At 72.2% G+C, this 17,261-nt stretch carries 13 protein-coding genes; 7 read left to right on the top strand and 6 right to left on the bottom strand.

The annotated features are described in order from the left end of the window. Nucleotides 1-5: 5 nt before the first annotated feature. Nucleotides 6-1,751, bottom strand: a complete 1,746-nt coding sequence (treZ, locus tag OG210_RS02865; RefSeq protein WP_328332720.1) for a malto-oligosyltrehalose trehalohydrolase — start codon at nucleotides 1,749-1,751, stop codon at nucleotides 6-8. 129 nt (nucleotides 1,752-1,880) lie between these two features. Between treZ and OG210_RS02860 the strand changes: the two genes are divergently transcribed. Both OG210_RS02860 and OG210_RS02855 read left to right on the top strand, forming a co-directional pair. Then, nucleotides 1,881-3,260: a GH1 family beta-glucosidase gene (locus OG210_RS02860; RefSeq protein ID WP_328332722.1), complete on the top strand. Its 1,380-nt coding sequence runs from the start codon at nucleotides 1,881-1,883 to the stop codon at nucleotides 3,258-3,260. Nucleotides 3,261-3,274: 14 nt separating this feature from the next. Continuing rightward, the gene (locus tag OG210_RS02855; RefSeq protein WP_328332724.1) at nucleotides 3,275-4,369 is read left to right on the top strand and encodes an alpha-L-fucosidase; all 1,095 of its coding nucleotides are present in this window, start codon (nucleotides 3,275-3,277) and stop codon (nucleotides 4,367-4,369) included. Between the two features lie 19 nt (nucleotides 4,370-4,388). On the opposite strand, the gene OG210_RS02850 is transcribed toward OG210_RS02855, so the two are convergent. After that, nucleotides 4,389-5,351: a GNAT family N-acetyltransferase gene (locus tag OG210_RS02850; RefSeq protein ID WP_328332726.1), complete on the bottom strand. Its 963-nt coding sequence runs from the start codon at nucleotides 5,349-5,351 to the stop codon at nucleotides 4,389-4,391. A 127-nt stretch (nucleotides 5,352-5,478) separates the two neighbouring features. Here OG210_RS02850 and OG210_RS02845 point away from each other — a divergent pair, with 127 nt between their 5' ends. Next, complete coding sequence (locus OG210_RS02845) at nucleotides 5,479-6,045, top strand: DUF1707 and FHA domain-containing protein (protein ID WP_328332728.1); 567 nt, start codon at nucleotides 5,479-5,481, stop codon at nucleotides 6,043-6,045. A gap of 59 nt (nucleotides 6,046-6,104) precedes the next feature. Here OG210_RS02845 and treY read toward each other — a convergent pair whose 3' ends face one another. Together treY and glgX are read right to left on the bottom strand one after the other, a co-directional pair. Beyond that, a complete protein-coding gene (gene treY / locus OG210_RS02840) occupies nucleotides 6,105-8,447 on the bottom strand; it encodes a malto-oligosyltrehalose synthase (protein ID WP_328332730.1) in 2,343 nt (780 codons plus the stop codon). 108 nt (nucleotides 8,448-8,555) lie between these two features. After that, nucleotides 8,556-10,712 carry a glycogen debranching protein GlgX gene (gene glgX / locus OG210_RS02835; protein ID WP_328332732.1) on the bottom strand — a complete coding sequence of 719 codons (2,157 nt, stop codon included), beginning with the start codon at nucleotides 10,710-10,712 and terminating at the stop codon, nucleotides 8,556-8,558. A gap of 218 nt (nucleotides 10,713-10,930) precedes the next feature. On the opposite strand from glgX, the gene OG210_RS02830 reads away from it, so the two are divergent. Together OG210_RS02830 and OG210_RS02825 are read left to right on the top strand one after the other, a co-directional pair. Then, nucleotides 10,931-12,163, top strand: coding sequence for an SAV2148 family HEPN domain-containing protein (locus tag OG210_RS02830; RefSeq protein WP_328335646.1), 1,233 nt, complete (start codon nucleotides 10,931-10,933; stop codon nucleotides 12,161-12,163). Between the two features lie 195 nt (nucleotides 12,164-12,358). After that, nucleotides 12,359-13,072 (top strand): 3'-5' exonuclease, encoded by a 714-nt coding sequence (locus OG210_RS02825; protein WP_328332734.1) that lies wholly within the window; start codon nucleotides 12,359-12,361, stop codon nucleotides 13,070-13,072. A gap of 130 nt (nucleotides 13,073-13,202) precedes the next feature. On the opposite strand, the gene OG210_RS02820 is transcribed toward OG210_RS02825, so the two are convergent. Beyond that, nucleotides 13,203-14,054, bottom strand: a complete 852-nt coding sequence (locus OG210_RS02820; RefSeq protein WP_328332735.1) for an aminoglycoside phosphotransferase family protein — start codon at nucleotides 14,052-14,054, stop codon at nucleotides 13,203-13,205. A gap of 132 nt (nucleotides 14,055-14,186) precedes the next feature. Here OG210_RS02820 and mgt point away from each other — a divergent pair, with 132 nt between their 5' ends. Together mgt and OG210_RS02810 are read left to right on the top strand one after the other, a co-directional pair. Next, nucleotides 14,187-15,398: a macrolide-inactivating glycosyltransferase gene (mgt, locus tag OG210_RS02815; RefSeq protein ID WP_328332737.1), complete on the top strand. Its 1,212-nt coding sequence runs from the start codon at nucleotides 14,187-14,189 to the stop codon at nucleotides 15,396-15,398. A 109-nt stretch (nucleotides 15,399-15,507) separates the two neighbouring features. Continuing rightward, entirely contained in the window at nucleotides 15,508-16,056 is a 549-nt protein-coding gene (locus OG210_RS02810) for a DUF1697 domain-containing protein (RefSeq protein WP_328332739.1), read from the top strand. A 33-nt stretch (nucleotides 16,057-16,089) separates the two neighbouring features. On the opposite strand, the gene OG210_RS02805 is transcribed toward OG210_RS02810, so the two are convergent. Then, a complete protein-coding gene (locus tag OG210_RS02805) occupies nucleotides 16,090-16,932 on the bottom strand; it encodes an ABC transporter ATP-binding protein (RefSeq protein WP_371540152.1) in 843 nt (280 codons plus the stop codon). Nucleotides 16,933-17,261: the final 329 nt, after the last annotated feature.

The raw sequence follows: 17,261 nt of genomic DNA, 5'->3' as shown, positions 1-17,261 counted from the left end.
GGCCGCTACGAATCCGTCAGTACGACACACGATTCCGGCGGCAGCAGGAGGAGACCGTCGGGGCCCGGCGGCCGGACCGGCTCCCAGGAGGCCAGGATCCGGCCGCCGCGCCCGTTCAGCGGGATCCGGGCGGCCCCGGCGCCGAGGTTGACCGCGATCCGCAGATCGCCCCTGCGGAGTGCCAGCCAGCGGTCGTCCTCGTCGTACGCCACCTTGACCGCGGCCAGATCCGGGTCGACCAGGTCGGGGCAGGTGCGGCGCAGCGCGATCAGCTCGCGGTACCAGGCGAGCAGCCGCGAGTGGTGGCCGCCGTCCAGCTCGCCCCAGTTCAGACAGGACCGCTCCCTGGTGGCGGGCGACTGCGGGTCCGGGATGTCCGCCTCCGCCCAGCCGTGCTCGGCGAACTCGCGGCGCCGGCCGTTCCGTACGGCCTCCGCCAGGTCCGGATCGGTGTGGTCGGTGAAGAACTGCCACGGAGTGGCCGCCCCCCACTCCTCGCCCATGAACAGCATCGGCACGGACGGCCCGGTGAGCACCAGGGTTGCCGCGCACGCCAGCAGACCGGGCGGCAGGGTCGCCGAGAGCCGGTCGCCGAGTGCCCGGTTGCCGATCTGGTCATGGCTCTGCGAGAAGCCGACGAAGCGGTGCGCGGGCGTCGACACGCGGTGCACGGGCCGGCCGTGGGTCCGGCCGCGGAACGTCGAGTACGTACCGTCGTGGAAGAAGACCCGGGTGAGCGTCTTGGCCAGGGCGGCCAGCGGCGCGCGGGCGAAATCGGCGTAGTACCCCTGGGATTCACCGGTCAGCGAGGTGTGCAGGGCGTGGTGGAAGTCGTCGTTCCACTGGGCGTGCACACCAAGACCGCCCGCCCCGCGCGGAGTCGTGGTCCGGGGATCGCAGAGATCCGACTCGGCGATCAGGAAGAGCGGTCGCCCGAGCCCGGCCGAGAGGGTGTCGGTGGCGGCCGACAGCTCCTCCAGGAAGGTCAGCGCCCGCCCGTCGGTGAGCGCGTGGACGGCGTCGAGACGCAGCCCGTCGATCCGGTAGTCGCGCAGCCAGGCCAGCGCGCTCCCCAGCAGATACGCCCGGACCTCGTCGGAGCCGGGCGCGTCCAGATTCACCGCCGAGCCCCACGGGGTGTGGTGAGTGTCGGTGAAGTACGGGCCGTAGGAGGGCAGATGGTTGCCGGACGGGCCCAGGTGGTTGTGGACCACGTCCAGCACGACCCCCAGCCCGCGTTCGTGAGCCGCGTCGACGAAGCGCTTCAGCCCGTCCGGGCCGCCGTACGGTTCGTGCACCGCCCACAGCGAGACCCCCTCGTACCCCCAGCCGTGCCGGCCGGGGAAGGGGCAGACCGGCATCAGCTCCACATGGGTGACGCCCAGCGCGGCCAGATGGTCAAGACGCCCGGACGCCGCGTCGAAGGTGCCCTCGGGGGTGTACGTGCCGATGTGCAGCTCGTACAGCACGGCGCCCGGCAGAGCCAGGCCGGGCCACTCCTGGTGCCACCGGTACGCGTCGTGCGCGACGACGGCGCTCAGCCCGTCGGGACCCGCGGGCTGACGGCGCGAGCGCGGGTCGGGCAGCACAGGGCCACCGTCCAGCCGGAAGCCGTAGTGGTCGCCGTCCGCGGCATCCGCGGTGACGGCCCACCAGCCCGCCCGCAGCGGATCACGCTCCATGGCGAGCTCCCGCCCGGCCAGCTCCAGCGTGACTTCGCTCTTCTCCGGTGCCCACACCTCGAACAGCACAGCTTCCCCTCGGTCGTGTCGTCGGGACCAGGTCGTGTCGTCGGGACCGCCATCGGCCGGCCGGCAGCTCTCATCTTGACAAGATCAGGGGCTGGAGCGAGCGCACTCGGGCCATTAGGGTCGCGAGCCATGAGGATTCCGCCACTGCCCGCCTTCCCGCCCGGTTTCCTGTGGGGTGCCTCCGCTTCCGCCTTCCAGACAGAGGGCGCGGCGGGTACCGACGGCAAGGGACCGTCCGGCTGGGACGCCTTCGCCGCCCGCCCCGGCCGTATCAAGGACGGCGCCGACGGCTCGCTCGGCACCGGCTTCTACGACCGCTACCGCGAGGACGTGGCGCTGCTCGCCGGGCTCGGCGCCGGGGCCTTCCGCTTCTCGGTGAGCTGGCCGCGCGTCGTCCCGGACGGTTCGGGCGCACTCAACCCGGCGGGCCTGGACTTCTACGACCGGCTCGTCGACGAGCTGTGCGACCGGGGCATCACCCCCGCGCCGACGCTCTACCACTGGGACACCCCGCTCGCACTCGAAAAGGACGGCGGCTGGCTCAACCGCGACACCGCGTACCGCTTCGCCGACTACGCGGGCGCCGTCGCCGAACGCCTCGCCGACCGGGTCCCGATGTGGATCACCATCAACGAACCGGCCGAGGTGACGCTCCTCGGCTACGCGCTGGGCGAGCACGCCCCCGGCAGGAAGCTGCTCTTCGACGCGCTGCCCGCCGCCCACCACCAGCTGCTCGCGCACGGCCTCGCCGTCGGGGCGCTGCGCGCGGCCGGGGCCTCGAACATCGGGATCGCCGTCTCGCACACCCCGGTCTGGACGGCGGGCGAGAGCGAGGAGGACCGGTTCGGGGCCGGGCTCTACGACACGGTCTCCAACTGGCTGTTCGCCGACCCGCTCCTCACCGGCGCCTACCCCGACGAGAACTTCGCGGCCCTGATGCCGGGACCGGTCGCCGACGACCTGGAGATCATCTCGGCCCCGCTCGACTGGTACGGGGTCAACTACTACAACCCCACCCTCGTCGGCGCGCCGGCCCCGCAGGCCCTCGACACCTTCGCCGGGTTCGGCATACCGTCCGAACTGCCCTTCGGGATCAGGGAGATAGACGGGTACGACGTCACGGACTTCGGCTGGCCGGTGGTCCCCGACGGGCTGCGCGACATGCTGATCCAGCTGGAGAGCCGCTACGGCGACCGGCTGCCGCCGCTCTACATCACCGAGAACGGCTGCAGCTACGACGGCGTGCGGGACTCCCGCAGGATCGACTTCCTCGACGGTCATCTGCGCGCCCTGCACGCGGCCATGGCCGAGGGCGTCGACGTCCGCGGCTACTTCACCTGGTCTCTCACCGACAACTTCGAGTGGATCGAGGGGAACGCCCAGCGGTTCGGGCTGGTCCATGTGGACTACGAGACGATGCGGCGCACCCCGAAGGACTCCTACCGGTGGTACCGCGAGGTGATCCGCAGTTCACAGGCCGGACGCCCTTACGAACACCCCCAGAAATGATCAATACTTCAACCATGCTCGCTCCGTGGTGGCAACAGGCTCGGCTGGGGATCTTTGTGCACTGGACGCCCGCGTCCGTGCCGGGGTGGGCCCCGCCGTACGACCCCGCGGGGCGCGCACACCTCGGCTGGACCTCGTACGGCGAGTGGTACGAGAACTCCCTGCGCTTCCCCGGCAGCCCGGTCTCCGCACACCACCGGGAGACCTACGGCAGCCGCCCGTACACCGCGTTCGGCGGCGACTTCGCCGACGCGCTCAGCGGCTGGGACCCGGCGGACTGGGCGCGCCGCTTCCGCGCGGCCGGGGCCCGCTACGCGGTCCTCGTCACCAAGCACCACGACGGCTACTGCCTCTGGCCGTCGGAGGTGCGCAACCCCCACCGCCCCGGCTGGCACACCCCGCGCGACGTCGTCGGTGAGTTCGCCGAAGCGGTCAGGGCCGAGGGGCTGCGCTTCGGTGTCTACTACTCCGGCGGCCTCGACTGGACGTTCCAGCCGCGCCCCATCGCGACCGGCGCCGACACCGTCGCCGCCGTCCCGCGCGGCGCCTACCCGGCGTACGCGGACGCCCAACTGCGGGAGCTGATCAGGCGGTACCACCCGGACATCCTCTGGAACGACATCGCCTGGCCCGCCGGGCGCGCCGCGATCCGGAGCCTGGTGGAGTACTACCGGTTCACCGTCCCGCACGGCGTCGTCAACGACCGGCTCTACCCGTACACACCGCTGTGGCGGGCACTGCGGATGCCCGGTCTGCGGGCCGCGTACAACAGCTGGGAGCGCCGCACCGTCGTCAGCGACGAGGGCTTCGTACCCAAGAAGCCGCCGTACTACGACTTCAGGACACCGGAGTACTCCCGCTACACCGGCCCCGACCCCTTCGAAATCACCCGCGGCATCGACCACAGCTTCGGCTACAACCGGAACTCGGGCGAGGACTCCTTCATCGGCCGTGACGCGCTGGCCGCGCTGCTCGGGACGGTCCGGTCCGACGGCGGGAACCTGCTGCTCAATGTCGGCCCGCGCGGCGAGGACGCCGCCATCCCGCCCGAGCAGCAGCGCCGCCTGGACTGGCTGGGCGAAGCCGCCGGGGCCGGCTCCAATCCGTAGGCCGCCCCGGCGGTTCAGGTCACTCCCACACCATGTTGACCGCCCGCCCGAAGTTCACATAGCCGGCCCGCTCGAAGGCCCGCGCCATCGGGACGTTGCCCACGTCCGTCGACGCGCGGATGCGCGGCACGTCCTGGCCGGCGAGGATCCGGGTCCCCTCGGCGAGGATCTCGTCGATGTACCCGTGTCCCCGGTGGCCGGGCAGCACCCCGATGTACGCGATGATCGCGTGGTAGTTGTTGCGTGCGGGGATCACGAAACCGACCGGATCCCCGTCCGGCAGCTCCGCGATCCGCCACCAGTCGCCCGGACTGCGGTAGCCGGCCAGTTCCTCGTCGTACTGCGCATCGGACACCGCGCGCGGGCTCAGCCCGGACGCCAGCGAGATCCGGGTATGGGCGTCGAGTGAGCCCTCGGCGACCCGCGTCATCAGCGAGACGAGTTCCTCCCGGTCGCGCACCGCGCGGAAGGCCAGCCGGCCACCGGGCACCGGAGCCACCGCCGCTCCGGGCGTCCACTCCAGCCGGAGCCGTTCGACCAGCAGCCGCGCCCCGGTCCGCTCCACCGCCCGCATCCGCGCCTCGACCACATCGCGTGCGACCGGGTCCGTATGCCAGTCCGGCGGGATGAACCGGCCGTACTCGGGGCGCTCCGACCCGGCGGGGAAGAGCCGCGCCATCGCCGTCTCCAGCAGCCGCACGCCGGTCTCGCCGCGCTCCGGCTCGGGCAGGCTGTCGTCCAGATCGAAGAAGTCGAGCGTGTACGGGGCGGCGCCGGGCGCGGGGGCCCACCAGGCGGCCCGTGCCAGTACGCGGTCGCCGCGCAGTGCCACCCACATCCACTCGGGACGGCGCAGGCCGCCCGCGAGGTCGTCGGCGAGTTCATGGTCGAGGACGTAGGGCAGGCTGCGGAAGAGGGCGAGCTCGTCCGGCCCGGTCAACGGGCGGATCACCAGCTCGTGGCCGTGCGGTTGGTCGGGCAATTCGGCTCCTGGGACAGGGGGATGTCCGCAGACCGTAACAATCGATGTCCGGCGTGGTCACATGGATATCGCAAACCCGGGGGCGCCTGGACACCTCGATCGGGTCCGGCCGACAATCAATCCTGTGATGTCCTCTTCAGAGCCCCCGGCGCCCGCCCATGAGCCGAACACGGCTCCTGCCCGGCTGTCCGACGTCGAGCGCGACCGGGTGGTCGGCGTACTCAAGGAGGGCGCGGTCCAGGGCAAGCTCTCCCACGACACCTTCATGCACCGGATGGAACTGGCCCTGGCGGCCCGCAGGTCCGACGAACTGGCCGCTCTCACCGCGGACTTGGAGAGCGGGACCGGCTGGTCGCACCGGCTGCTGGGCGCGGTGGGCCAGGTGTCGGCCTTCCCCGGCCGGATGCGCAGGGCCTGGGTCACCGAGCGGCTGCCGAAGCTGCTGCTGCCCGCGCCCGGTCCGTACCCGCTGCGCATAGGCCGCGACCCGGTCAACGGCCTGCGGCTGAACCACGAGACGGTGTCGCGGATGCACGCCGAACTCGGTGTGCAGGCCGGGCTGTGGGTGTTGCGCGACCTCGGCTCGGCCAACGGGACGACGGTCAACGGACACCGGGTCACCGGCGCGGTCGCCGTACGCGACGGGGACTCGGTCGGCTTCGGACGGATCCACTTCCGGCTCTCGGCGCAGTGACCCCGGTGGCCGCTCAACCACTGTGCTGCGTACGGAGGTTCAGCGGGGGCCGGGGACGCTCACCCGGCCGCGGACGCCGGTACGACCCGCTTGAGCAGCGCCACCGGCCGTACGGCGAACAGCTCGCTCAGGGCGACCCGCCCGGTGAACTCCCGCTCAGGCGCCAGCAGATCGAGCCACACCCCGGCGGGCAGCGGCAGTTCCGTGTCGCGCCAGCCGCCCTCCTGTTCGAGCCGCAGTGACAGCCGGGTCACCGCGGTGACGGCCTCGCCCGAGCGGCAGAAGGCCAGGCAGTGGTCCGCCGCGGGGCCCTCCGGCGCCAGCGGTGCGTACGTCCCCGACTCGCCGAAGACCTCCGGGCAGTCGCGGCGCAGCAGCAGCGCCGTGGTCGTCAGCGCCAGCTTCTCGTCCGACGGGTCGACGGGCACCGGCGGCCTGCGGTTGTCCGGGTCCACCAGTGCGATGTACGTGCCCTCCGTGCCCTGGTAGACGTCGGGCACGCCGGGCATCGTGAGGTGGACCAGCGCGGCGCCCAGCACATTGGCCCGTACGTACGGGGCCAGCCCGCGGGCGAACGCGGCGACGGCCGACTGCGGGGGACCCGCGGGCCCCGCCGCCGTGAAGTCGGCGACCGCCTGCTCGTACGCCTCGTCCTGCTCGGTCCAGCTGGTGTGCAGCCCCGCCTCGCGCACCGACTTCAGCAGCGCGGGTCCGAGCCGGTCCCGGTCGGGCAGCCCGAAGCCGAACGCGCTCTGCCAGGCCACCCACGCCAGCTGCGGATCGGGTGCCGGAGTGGTCAGCCGGTCCAGCAGCGCGGCCCACTGCTCCGGGCACTCGGTGAGGACCGCGATCCGCGCCCGGACGTCCGCGCTCCGCTTGGTGTCGTGCGTGGTCAGTACCGTCCCGCCGGCCGGCCAGTCGCGGGCCGCCCGCGCGCAGAACGCGTGGAACCGCGCCGGGCTCACCGCCGGAGCCCCCGGGTCGCCGCCGACCTCGCCCGCCGACACCAGCGGCGCGTACCGGTAGAAGGCGGTGTCCTCCACGGACTTGGCGCGCAGCGCCGAAGCGGTCTGCGCGAACCGGGCGCAGAAGGCGGCGCGGTCGGGGCCGCCGCCCAGCCTGCCGAGCGCCAGGTCCCGTACGACCCCGACGGCGGCCGACTCCTCGGGCACGGTGAAGGACGCGGCGGCCTGCCGTACCGTATCCGGGTCCAGCGTGGCCTCCGCGGTGTCGGGCGTCGGCCCGCCCGCGGTCACATACGGCCGGTAGACGGGCATCCGTACCAGCAGCTCGCGCAGCGCGGCCCGCAGCGCCCACGGCGCGTGATCGCGCAGCGCCGGGTCCGCCGCGCAGATCCGCTCGGCGGTGCGGACCAGGAAGGCGGTCTCGGCCGCCAGCTCATGGGTGATGACCTTGTACGCGGCCCGGCGGACCGTCGACTCCCAGTAGCCGCCGCGGTCGCCGGGGGCACCCGCGTAGTCCCGGTAGCGGCGCACCAGCTCGTCGGCGCCCGCCGGGTCGGTGAACAGGCCGTCGATCCGGTGCAGCGCGTCGTAACCGGTGGTCCCCGCGACCGCCCAGTCGGCGGGCAGCTGCTCTTCGCCGGTGAGGATCTTCTCCACGACCGTCCAGCGCCCGCCCGTCGCCTCGCCGAGCCGCCGCAGATACGCGCCGGGGTCGGCGAGCCCGTCCGGGTGGTCGATCCGCAGCCCCTCGATGACGCCGTCGTCCATCAGCTCCAGGATCTTGGCGTGGGTGGCGTCGAAGACGGCCGGGTCCTCGACGCGCACCCCGATCAGGTCGGAGATGGTGAAGAAGCGGCGGTAGTTGAGCTCGGTGCGGGCGAGCCGCCACCAGGTGAGCCGGTACCACTGGGCGTCGAGCAGCTCGGGCAGCGGCAGCCCCGCCGTGCCCTCGCGCAGCGGAAAGGCCTGGCCGTAATAGCGCAGCACCTCCCCGTCGACCCGCAGCCGCTCCAGCTCGTCACCGAGCCGGTGGCCGAGCACGGGCAGCAGGACCTTGCCGCCGCCCGCCTCCCAGTCGATGTCGAACCAGCGCGCGTACGGCGAGACCGGCCCCTCGCGCAGCACCTCCCACAGCGGCCGGTTGAACCGGGGGGCCGCCGCCATGTGGTTCGGCACGATGTCCACGACGAGCCCGAGCCCGTGCGTGCGCGCGGTGTGGGCCAGCGCCCGCAGCCCGGCCTCGCCGCCCAGCTCGTCGCGGACCCGGGTGTGGTCCACGACGTCGTAGCCGTGCGTGGAGCCGGGGACGGCGTCCAGCACGGGCGACAGATGGAGGTGCGAGACACCGAGGGCCGCCAGATACGGCACCGCTGCCTCGGCGGCCGGGAACGGGAACTCCGGCTGGATCTGGAGCCGGTACGTCGCAGTGGGCGTCATGGGAACCTACGTACCCCGTTTCGCGGGCTCCCTGTCACCCGGCGGCCCGTCAGGCCGGCGCCGTCCACCTGGCGGCCCGTCAGACCGGTGTCACCCCACCGCAGCCGGTCAGGCCGGCCGTTTCAGCACGGCCAGGCTCCGTCCGATCAGCGCCAGCCGGTCCCCGGCGTCCACCTTCGGGCCGGGCCCCGACGGCACACCGTCCTCATGGGCCGTGTCCACGACGACCTCCCACTGCCTGCCGTGGTTCACCGGCACCAGGAACTCGATCTCCTCCGCGCTCGCGTTGAACATCAGCAGGAACGAGTCGTCGGCGATGCGCTCGCCGCGCGTCCCCGGCTCCGAGATGGCGTTCCCGTTCAGGAAGACCGACAGGGCCTTGGCGTTCGCCGCCTGCCAGTCGCGCTGGACCATCTCCTCGCCCTCCGGGGTGAACCAGGCGATGTCGGAGAGGTCGTCGTGGGTGCCCTCCACCGGGCGGCCGTGGAAGAAGCGCCGCCGCCGGAAGACCGGATGCTCGCGGCGCAGCGCCACCATCGCACGGGTGAAGGCCAGCAGGGTGCTCGTGCCTGAGCCTTCCTCCGCGGAGCCGCCTTCCTCCGCCGCGGCCCCTTCCGACCCTGGCCAGTGCACCCAGGCCAGCTCGCTGTCCTGGCAGTACGCGTTGTTGTTGCCGTGCTGCGTACGGCCGAACTCGTCGCCGTGGCTCAGCATCGGCACCCCCTGCGAGAGCAGCAGCGTGGCCACGAAGTTCCGCATCTGGCGGCCCCTCAGCTCCAGCACCCCGGGGTCGTCGGTGTCGCCCTCGGCGCCGCAGTTCCAGGACCGGTTGTGGCTCTCGCCGTCCCGGTTGTTCTCGCCGTTCGCCTCGTTGTGCTTGTCGTTGTACGCCACCAGGTCGTGCAGCGTGAACCCGTCGTGGCAGGTGGTGAAGTTGATCGAGGCGAGCGGGCGCCGCCCGTCGTCCTGGTACAGGTCCGACGAGCCGGTCAGCCGCCCGGCGAACTCCGCGAGCGTGCGCGGCTCGCCCCGCCACAGGTCCCGTACGGTGTCGCGGTACTTGCCGTTCCACTCGGTCCACATCGGCGGGAAGTTCCCCACCTGGTAGCCGCCCTCGCCCACGTCCCACGGCTCCGCGATCAGCTTCACCTGGGAGACCACCGGGTCCTGCTGCACCAGGTCGAAGAAGGACGACAGCCGGTCCACCTCGTGGAACTGCCGGGCCAGGGTCGCCGCCAGGTCGAAGCGGAAGCCGTCGATGTGCATCTCGGTCACCCAGTAGCGCAGCGAATCCATGATCAGCTGGAGGACGTGCGGGGAGCGCATCAGCAGGCTGTTGCCGGTGCCCGTGGTGTCCATGTAGTAGCGCGGATCGTCCGTCAGCCGGTAGTAGGAGGCGTTGTCCAGGCCGCGGAAGGAGAGCGTCGGGCCCAGGTGGTTGCCCTCCGCCGTGTGGTTGTAGACCACGTCGAGGATGACCTCGATCCCGGCCTCGTGCAGCGCCCGTACCGCTTGCTTGAATTCGAGCACCTGTTCACCGCGGTCACCCCAGGAGGCGTACGCGTTGTGCGGGGCGAAGAACCCGATCGTGTTGTAGCCCCAGTAGTTCGAGAGCCCGCTGTCCGCCAGCCGGTGGTCGTTGACGAACTGGTGAACGGGCATCAGCTCCAGCGCTGTGACCCCGAGCCCGGTCAGATGCTCGATGACCGCCGGGTGCGCCAGCGCCGCGTACGTCCCGCGCATCTCGTCGGGGAGCGCCGGATGGAGCATGGTCAGGCCCTTCACGTGGGCCTCGTAGAGCACCGTCTCGTGGTACGGGGTCCGTGGCAGCCGGTCGTCGCCCCAGTCGAAGTACGGGTTGACCACCACCGACGTCATGGTGTGCGGGGCGGAGTCCAGGTCGTTGCGCGAGTTCGGCCGGCCGAAGTGGTAGCCGTACACCGACTCGTCCCATCTGACCTCGCCGCTCACCGCCTTGGCGTACGGATCGAGGAGCAGCTTCGCCGAGTTGCAGCGCTGCCCGCTCTCCGGCGCGTACGGGCCGTGCACCCGGAACCCGTACCGCTGGCCCGGCATGATGCCGGGCAGATAGGCATGGCGTACGAAGGCGTCCGTCTCCCTCAGCTCCACCGCCGTCTCTGAGCCGTCGTCGTGCAGCAGGCACAACTCGATTCGGTCGGCGGCCTCCGAAAAGACCGCGAAATTGGTCCCGGCGCCGTCGTACGTGGCACCGAGCGGGTATGTCTGTCCCGGCCAGACCTGCATGGGCACGACTCTTCCACATCAGGCACCGAGTCACGCGTGTCAGCGCGTCCTCGCCACGAACCACTATGAATCCCCTCACTCGGCCCCGTGCGGCCGGGGAGAACGGTCACCGCGAATACGGGAGTTGGGAAAGTAGGCTGTGCATCCGGCTGCACCGGCTCCCGCGCGCGGAGTACCCTTCCTTGATCGTTGCAGGGGCAGTGAAAGGCGGTACGCGGGTGGGCTCGGGAGGGCTGGAGCTGCCCCCAGGTGACCCGGGTCACGACGGGGGCTCCGCAGGTGTCCCACCCGGGGCGGTTTCCCTGGCGAGGCCGGTGGAGATCGGGGCGGAACTCGACTGGGACGCCGGCGCCTGGAACGAGGTGCGGACCCGGGCGCAGCGCGCGGGGCGCGCCTACATCTGGCTGAACCTGGTCGAGCAGCGCCTCCGCGCGGTGGTGGCCGCCGTGCTGCGCCCCATCTACGAACCGGTGCACGCCGACGACTGGGTGGTCGCGGCCGCGGGCCCGGCCGGCCAGGAGTGGGTGCAGCGCGCCGTAGCCGTACGGGAGGTCTCGCGCCGCAAGGGCTATCTGCTCGACCCGGCCGACGACAACGTCCTGAGCTTCCTCACCCTGCCGCAGCTGCGCGAGCTGATGGTCCAGCACTGGCCGTGCTTCGAGCCGTACTACGACGACCGGCGCGACGTGGAACTGGCCCTGGACGAGCTGGAGGTCACCCGCAACGTGGTCTCCCGCAACCGCGCGCTCTCCGAGGCGGTGCTGGCCCAGGCCGAACGGGCCTCGTCACGCCTGCTGAACATCCTGGGCGCGGGGTCGGGCGCGCCGTCCGCCGACCGGCTCCCGGTGGACGCGGTCGAGGACCTGGTGGGGGACCGGTACGCGGACGTCATCGGCGTCCACCCGGACCGCGTCCGGCTCCAGCGGCAGCTCCCCGCCGAGGACCTGTTCGGCGGGGCGCGCAGGCTCGACGCGATAGGGATAGGCCTGAACCTCCTCGTCCAGAACTTCTCGGGCCGCAGGCTGGTCCGGCTGGCCGAGTCGGGGTGCCGGGTCCGGCTGCTCTTCCTCAACCCCGCCAGCAGCGCGGTCAAGCGGCGCGAGCGGGAACTGGGGCTCAAGAAGGGTGAACTGAGCCGCGCGGTGGAGACGAACATCCTGCACATGCGCCGGGTGCGGTCCCGGCTCCGGGATCCCGGGGCCTTCGAGATCCATGTGTTCGACGAGACGCCGCGCTTCATGGCCTGCCTGGTCGACGGCGACGGTGCGGACGGTCTCGCGGTCGTCCAGTCGTATCTGCGCCGGGCGCGCGGGATGGAGGCGCCGGTCCTGGTGCTACGGGGCGGCGGGCGTGCGGTGGTCCGGCACGGGCAGGACTCGGAGCACGGCCTCTTCGAGACGTACCGGGACGAGTTCGAGTCCGTATGGGGCGATTCGCGGCCGGTTTCCTGACAGGGCCTCACCGGGAGTGCGGTGCCCCTCAGGGGGTACGGGGCCGTCCGGCGGCCGGGGGATTCGCCGCGCTCGACCGCCCCGGGGCGCGCCGCCGGCCCGGTGACCGGGCGGCCGGACCCGTTGTCAGTGGCGCGTGCGAGGGTGGTCACCAGCTGGGGGACGTACAACGACGCACCATCAAGGAGGGCCGCCATGAGCTGGCACCGGGGACCACTGGTCGGCTTCGACCTGGAGACGACAGGCACCGACGTCGAGACCGACCGCATCGTCACGGCGGCGGTCGTACGGCTGGACGCGGACGGCGGCATCGAGGAGCAGCGCACCTGGCTGATCGACCCCGGGGTCGCGATACCCGAGCAGGCGGCGGCGATCCACGGCATCTCGACGGACCACGCCCGCGAGCACGGGGCCCGGGCGGCCTCCGCCGTCGAGGAGATCGCTCACACGGTCGCCGAGGTGCTGCGCTCGGGGGTCCCGGTGGTGGTGATGAACGCGCGGTACGACCTGTCGCTGCTGGACCGTGAGTGCCGGCGTCACGGGGTGGCGTCGGTCAGCGAGCGGCTCGGCACTGTGCCGTCGCCCGTCATCGATCCGCTGGTGATCGACAAACACGTCGACAAGTACCGCAGGGGCAAGCGCGCCCTCCAGGCGCTGTGCGCCTACTACGGGGTGGCGCTCGACGACGCGCACGACGCGAGCGCGGACGCGGTGGCCGCCGTCCGGGTGGTGCGCCGCATGGGGGAGCTGCACCAGCCCGTCGGGACGATGCCGTTGGCGGACCTGCACGGCCTCCAGGTACGTGCGGCAGCCGAGCAGTCGGCCTCGCTGGAGGCATATCTGCGACGCACCGCCGACCCGGCGGCGGTCGTCGAGGCGGCCTGGCCGGTCATCCCCCGGAGCCGGTGAGACGGAGCGGGCCGGGCGGAGCCGGTGGGGCGGAACGGGCGGGTACGCAGAAGCTCGTTGCGGTGCGCAGGGACCGGACGGCGGGTGCTGGCCAGGGCCGGGCGGCGCCGTTGAGCGGCCGATGCGGCCTCTAGAACGGATACCACCGGACCCCGGGGTCGTTCTCGCGCAGTGATGCCACCCTGCGGCGGAACTCGTCGAGCGCCCGGGGGTTGGCCGGGGCGTGCTGGGCGACCCAGGCGCAGCTTGCCGTCTCGCGGGCGCCGCGCAGGACCGTGCAGCCCTCCCATTCGCGGACGTCCCAGCCGTAGGTGCGGACGAAGGAGTCGTACGCCTCCGGGGGCACCCCGTAGCGGTCGCGGGAGAGGGCCATGACGACCAGATCGTGCTCCCGCAGGTCCGACGAGAACGTCTCCAGGTCGACCAGGACCGGCCCTTGCGGGGTGACATGGACGTTGCGCGGGAGCGCGTCGCCGTGGATCGGGCCCGGGGTGAGACGGGGTGTCAGTGCGGCCGCCGCCGACGCGAAGCCGTCGCGGCGCTCGCGGAGGTAGTCCGCGTCCGCCGGGTCGACGGCGTCGCCCGCGAGCCGCAGCCAGCGTTCGACCCCGCCCAGGAGTTCGCGCCGGGGGAGCGCGAAGTCCGGTGCGGGCAGCGTGTGGACGGAGCGCAGCAGTGTCGCGAGGTCCGCGGGTCCGGCCGGGCGGACCGCGTCGGGGAGCCGGTGCCAGAGCGTGACCGGGTGCCCGTCCACCAGCCGGGGCGACGGCTCGGCCGCGCGCACCGCGGGGATGCCCGCCTCCGCCAGCCAGCCCGCCACGGACAGTTCGCGCTCCGCGCGCTCCAGCAGTTCCGGGGCCCTGCCCACCTTGATGACGAGCCCGCCGTCCGCGAAGACCGCGTTCTCGCCCAGCGCCAGCAGCTCCGCGTCCTTCGCCAGACCGGCCGTGCGCAGTATGTCCCGCGCCGTTGACTCGTCCATGTGGTGTCTCCCGCTCTCGTTGGAACGGGCCAAGTTTCGCATCCGTGCAGGCGGGGCCCGGCATCCGAGGGTGGTCCTGGGCTCCGTCCAATTAAGTTGCACGAGACGTCTCGTCTCGCCTACCGTCGTGGCATGACTTCACCGAAGCGTGCCCATATCGCCATGTTCTCCATCGCGGCCGCCGGGCACGTGAACCCGAGCATCGAAGTGATCAGGGAACTCGTCGCCCGCGGCCACCGCGTCACCTACGCGATCCCGGCCTCCTTCGCCGAGAAGGTCGCGGAGACCGGCGCCGAGCCCGTCATCTACACGTCGACCCTGCCCACCGACGACGACCCCGAGGCCTGGGGCACCGAGGTGATCGAGAACATCGAGCCGTTCCTCCGCGACGCCATCGCGGCGCTGCCGCAGCTGACCGAGGCGCACGAGGGGCCGGACGGCGTGGGCATACCCGACCTGATCCTGCACGACATCACCTCCTACCCGGCGAGGGTGCTGTCCCGCCGCTGGGGCATCCCCGGCATCTCGCTCTCCCCGAACCTTGTCGCCTGGCAGGGGTACGAGGAGGAGGTCGGCGAGCCGGTGGTCGCCCAGCTCATGGCGACCGAGCGGGGCCGGGCCTACTACGCGCGCTTCCACGCCTGGCTGGAGGAGAACGGCATCGACGAGCACCCCGACCCGTTCGTCGGCCGCCCCCGCCGCAGCATCGTCCTCATCCCGCGCGCGATGCAGCCCAACGCCGACCGGGTGGACGACACCACGTACACCTTCGTCGGCAGCTGCCAGGGCGACCCCGAGGCCCAGACGGACTGGCAGCGTCCGGAGGGCGCCGAGAAGGTGCTGCTCGTCTCGCTCGGCTCGACCTTCACCAAGCAGCCCGGCTTCTACCGCGAGTGCATAGCGGCCTTCGGTGACTTGCCCGGCTGGCATGTGGTGCTCCAGATCGGCAAGTACGTCGAGGTCTCCGAACTGGGCCCGGTCCCGGACAACTTCGAGGTGGCGCGCTGGGTCCCGCAGCCGGCCGTGCTCCGGCAGGCTGACGCCTTCATCACCCACGCGGGTGCGGGCGGCAGCCAGGAGGGGCTGGCCACGGCGACCCCGATGGTCGCCGTCCCGCAGGCCGTGGACCAGTTCTCCAACGCGGACATGCTCCAGTCGCTGGGCGTGGCCCGGCACATACCGATGGCCGATGCCACCGCGGCGACACTGCGCGAAGCGGTGCTCGCCCTGGCCGACGACCCGGAGGTCGCCCGGCGGCTCGCGCGGATCGGTGCCGAGATGGCGGCGGAAGGAGGCACCCGGCGCGCGGCCGACCTCATCGAGGCGGAACTGCCCGCACAGTAGGCCCTGCCGGCCGGTGCCCCCGCGCCCCCGCACCGGCAGCGCGCGCTGCCGCAGCAGCAGCCGGGGGAAGCGGCTGCCCGCGGGGAGCGCGCCGTCTATCTTCGTCCCCATGACGACCAGATACGCGGTACTGCTGCGCGGGATCAACGTGGGCGGCACCAGGAAGGTCCCCATGGCGGACCTCAGAGAGCTGCTCACCGGACTCGGCCACGACGACGTCCGTACATACCTCAACAGCGGGAACGCCGTCTTCAGCAGTGAAACGGCCGGCGAGGACAAGCTGGCGGCCGCAGTGCAGGAGGCCATCGCCGACCGCTTCGGCTTCACGGTGGACTGCCTGGTCCGCGGCGCCCGCTATCTGCGGGCCGTGGCCGACGACTGCCCCTTCCAGTCGGCCGGACTCCAGGGCAAGCAGCTGCATGTCACCTACTTGTCCGGCCCCGTCGGGCCCGAGCGGTACGCCGCGATCGACCAGCAAGCCTATCTGCCCGAGGAGTTCAGGCTCGGCGACAGGGCGCTCTATCTGTACGCCCCGGACGGGCTCGGCCGCTCCAAGCTCGCTCAGGCCCTGAGCAGGCCCGGCGTGAACAAGGGAGTCATCGGCACCTCCCGCAACTGGAACACCGTGCTCAAGCTGGCCGAGATGACCGGCGGCTGACCGGCGCCCCTCGCCATCCGCCGTGACCCGCCGTCAGCGCTGGGCGGCCCGCTCCGAACGGGCCGCCCAGCGGCCGTCCGTGCGAGTGATCCGCACCGGATGGTCGAAGCACTTGCTGACCTGGTCGGTGGTGAGGACCTCGTCGGCCGGCCCCGAGCCCAGGCAGGCGCCACCGCGTAGCAGCATCGCGTGCGTCGTGGACGCGGGCAGCTCCTCCAGATGGTGGGTGACGAGGATCGTCGCCAGCTCCGGGTGCTCGGCGCGCAGCTCGTCCAGGCTGGTCAGCAGTTGTTCGCGGGCGGCCAGGTCCAGTCCGGTGGCCGGCTCGTCGAGAAGTACGAGACGGGGGCTCGGCATCAGCGCGCGGGCGATCAGGGTCCGCCCCCGCTCGCCCTGCGACAGCGTCGGCCAGCGCGACTCGGCCTTCTCGCCGCCCATACCCAGCATGGTCAGCAGCCGGTCGGCCCGCTTGACCTGCTCATCGGTCGGCGACCAGCGCGGCACGGGCTCGATGGAGTTGGTGAGACCGGTCAGCACGACATCGCGGACCCGCAGCGGTGAGTGCAGCGGATGGCGCGGGTTGATGTGCCCCAGATGGGAGCGGAGTTCCCGCAGGTCCACCCGGCCGAGTGTCCGCCCGAGAATCTCCACCCTGCCCCGGGTGGGGTGCGCCACCGCGCCCAACAGCCCGAGCAGGGTCGACTTGCCCGCGCCGTTGGCACCGAGCAGCGCCCAGTGCTCCCCGCTGTGCACGGTCAGCGAGACCGAGTCCAGCAGCAGGTTCCCGTCCCGTACGAAATCGACGTCGTCCGCACGGATCACGACGGTGCTCACAGGTCGTTCAGCTCCTTCAGTCTCTTTCTCGGTCGGCGCCATGGCGGCCCGCTGCCGGGGTGAGTACCGAGGGGGCCTCACCGGCCGGTGCGCGCCGTCCGGCAGCGGGAACCAGGGCAGAAAGGCGAGGCCGCGCGTCTCGCACTCCGCTCGTACGCCAGCCGACGCGCGGTCGAGGAGAGGGAGGCGGCTCTGCGCCGAGACGGTCCCGGTCGGGGACAGCGCCTGCTCAAGCTGGTCGGCGGTCATCGTGTCCAGGCCGATGTACCGGATCCTACCCTCCGGCCGCAGCGCGCCGACGGCGCCCGGCTGCTCCCGGTCCGGCCGGCTGCGCGGTGCCGGGAGCGGGACGCCGTACGGGGACCGGGACG

It is taken from the genome of Streptomyces sp. NBC_00466, assembly GCF_041433995.1.
Taxonomy (GTDB): Bacteria; Actinomycetota; Actinomycetes; order Streptomycetales; family Streptomycetaceae; genus Streptomyces.
This window is presented reverse-complemented; position numbering and strand designations above follow the sequence as displayed.